The sequence below is a fragment of the Albidovulum sp. genome (genome assembly GCF_041919395.1).
Classification (GTDB): Bacteria; Pseudomonadota; Alphaproteobacteria; order Rhodobacterales; family Rhodobacteraceae; genus Albidovulum.
Genome location: NZ_JAYRTX010000180.1, coordinates 1 through 2,468 on the forward strand (window position 1 = coordinate 1; position 2,468 = coordinate 2,468).

At 67.4% G+C, this 2,468-nt stretch carries 4 protein-coding genes; all 4 read right to left on the minus strand.

Features of this window, described 5'->3' with window-relative positions; all coding sequences use genetic code 11:
- The coding region (locus ACMUOO_RS17090) for a glycosyltransferase family 2 protein (RefSeq protein WP_413855796.1) at positions 1-335 on the minus strand (335 nt) is incomplete at its 3' end.
- 370 nt (positions 336-705) lie between these two features.
- Entirely contained in the window at positions 706-1,770 is a 1,065-nt protein-coding gene (locus ACMUOO_RS17095; RefSeq protein WP_301920623.1) for a GlxA family transcriptional regulator, read from the minus strand.
- A gap of 13 nt (positions 1,771-1,783) precedes the next feature.
- Entirely contained in the window at positions 1,784-2,050 is a 267-nt protein-coding gene (locus ACMUOO_RS17100; protein ID WP_301920622.1) for a hypothetical protein, read from the minus strand.
- A 76-nt stretch (positions 2,051-2,126) separates the two neighbouring features.
- On the minus strand, positions 2,127-2,468 hold a 342-nt coding region (locus ACMUOO_RS17105), incomplete at its 5' end, for a TOBE domain-containing protein (protein ID WP_413855797.1).

Genomic DNA, 2,468 nt, shown 5'->3' on the forward strand with positions numbered 1-2,468 from the left:
AGAAAGCGCGGATGCCAGATGTCGTCGGCGTCGATGAACCCGACATAGCCCGCCCGTGCCTCGGCAAGGCCGCGATTGCGGGCCCCGGCAAGGCCCCGGTTATCCTGCCTGATCACCCGGATGCGCGGGTCCTCGGCGCAATGCGGCGCAAGCACGGCGGCGAGGTCATCGGTCGATCCGTCGTCGATGACGAGGATTTCGATGTCGTCCAGCGTCTGGTGACGGACGGACAGGATCGTATCGCCGATCAGCCAGGCGAGGTTGAAGGCCGGGATCACGACCGACACGAGGGGCGTGCCATGCCCTCGGGTGCTTGATGCCCCGCCGCCGCTCACCGGCCCCATCCCTTGGCGTACTCAAGGGGAAGTCGGATCAAGCCGTCACTCTCATCAACATGTCTCATTCGCCGATCGGCAATCGGTATTCGACCCAGGGTACGCGCGTTCAAGAAGACGATATCCGTCCCAAAGGGGGAATGGAAGATCACGGTCGTTATGACCTGGCTGCCCACCGAAGATCGCAACCTCAGTGATCTATGCCTCCTTCGGTTTCCTCGGGCTTTGACAGCCGGGGTCTGGCACGGCGCGATGGCGTCGGGGAGGGAGGCATCCGGGCATCGGGCAGGGGACCGCTTCTTGCCCGAACGACCGGATCGGGCCGCGCCTGGGTGCCGGGAGCGGCCCGCACCGATGCCGCGCCGGGGCATCAGGCCCTTTCGCCGGTCGCGCGGCGCCGGTGATGGACGCGGCTCGGCGGGTGTCCGAACCGCCGGGCGAAGGTCTTGGCGAAATAGGACTTTGAGTTGAAGCCGCAGGCGGCGGCGATCTCGAAGAGGGTCATGTTCGTCTCGGTGACAAGGCCGCGGGCGACATCGAGACGCAGGTTCTGGTAGAACCGTGCCGGCGTCACGCCGAGACAGCGCTGGAACTGCCGCTCGATGTGGCGCTTGGTGTAGCCGACCTTTTCGGCGAGCTCGGCCATGGACAGCGGCGTCTCGACGTTGTCGGTCATCAGCTTCACGATCTCGATCAGCCCGGGATTGCGGGTGTGGAGCGCGGCGCCGATCGAGGTCCGCTGGCCGAGGTTCGCGCCGGCATCGTCCCTGAGAAGGCACATGTCCGCAACGACGGTGGCGAAGGCATCGCCGTGGTCCTTGCGGATGATCGAGATTGCCATGTCGGCTGCCGCGGCGCCACCGCCGCAGGTGAGGATTCGCTTGTCGGCCTCGAACCGGCGCTTGCTCGGCGGGAGACGGGGGAACAGCTCGACAAAACCGGGGTGGCACTCCCAGTGCAGCGTGAAGGCGCGTCCTTCGAGGAGCCCCGCCTGCGCGAGCGAGACGGCGCCCGTGCAGATCCCGCCGACCGTTCCGCCGGTGCGGAAGTGCCTGTGCAGGAAGGCGAGGGTGGATTTCGAGGGATAGCCCCCTGCGAGATTGCCCGAGCAGGCGAAGAGGACCGTGTCGCGGTCCACTGAGGCGAGCGCCGCATCGGCGGCAATCTCTACCCCTGAGGAACTGCGCACCGGCCTTCCGTCCTCGGAAACGACGCACCATCGGTAGAGCGGTTTCTGCGAGAGCTGGTTGGCAATGCGGAAGGGCTCGATCGCGGCGCTGAAGGCGAGGAGGGTGAAGTCCTTCAGGAGCAGGAAGGCATAGCTCTTTGTCTTCTGGACGTCACCGACGGGATAGTAGGCAGCGCCGAGCGGAACGAGCGCCCCGCTCATGTCGAGCATTGTCGCGACCTTTCCCGCGTCGTCCCGCCGAAGCATCGGTCCATCATCCTCACGGCCGGTCGTTCCGGCCCGGTGCCGCACCTGCGCCCGGCGCGACGATGAGATGCTCGCGCGACCAGGTGCGGCGGTCCTCCTCCGGAACATACCCCGGACGGAGGAGCCGGACCAGTGCCCTGCGCAGGCGCTGGAGCGCCGCCGGGGACCGCGGGGCAAACGCAACCGCGACGGGGACCGCGTCGATCTGGTCCTGGCTGAGACCGAACGTTGCCAGCGACAAGGCAGGACCCGCGGAGGCGGCATCCAGCGCGAGGGGCATGAGGCGTCCACACTGCGGCGCAGTGAGACCGAGGGGCCGGCCAGAGCCTGCCAGGCGGCCTGCGGCCATGCCGGCCCTAGTCCTCGGTGACAAGATGGCCATCCGTGTGTGCCCACCAGGCGAAGAGCTCCTGGCCGATCTCCAGCGGAATGCCCGCCAGTTCTTCATGGCTTTTCTGGACCCGGATCTCCTGTCCGGTGCCGGTCTCCAGGTAGATCGTGGCCGTGGCGCCGATGAACTCCTCCCCGATCATGCGGACGGGGATCGCGTTCACCGGCCCGTCGGGCTTGGTCACGGCGAGGTTCGTCCGCGTGTCGAGGACGGTCAGGGTCGCGGTCTGGCCCGGGGTGACGACGTGGCGTTCGTCGGATTTCAGCCGCAGCGGACCCGACGCCGTATCGAGTACGACGCCGCCGTC

Bases quoted from the DNA above. Each gene is read 5' to 3' on its own strand.
- ACMUOO_RS17095 (WP_301920623.1), bottom strand. From the start codon at position 1,770: ATGCTTCGGCGGGACGACGCGGGAAAGGTCGCGACAATGCTCGACATG.
- ACMUOO_RS17100 (WP_301920622.1), bottom strand. From the start codon at position 2,050: ATGCCCCTCGCGCTGGATGCCGCCTCCGCGGGTCCTGCCTTGTCGCTG.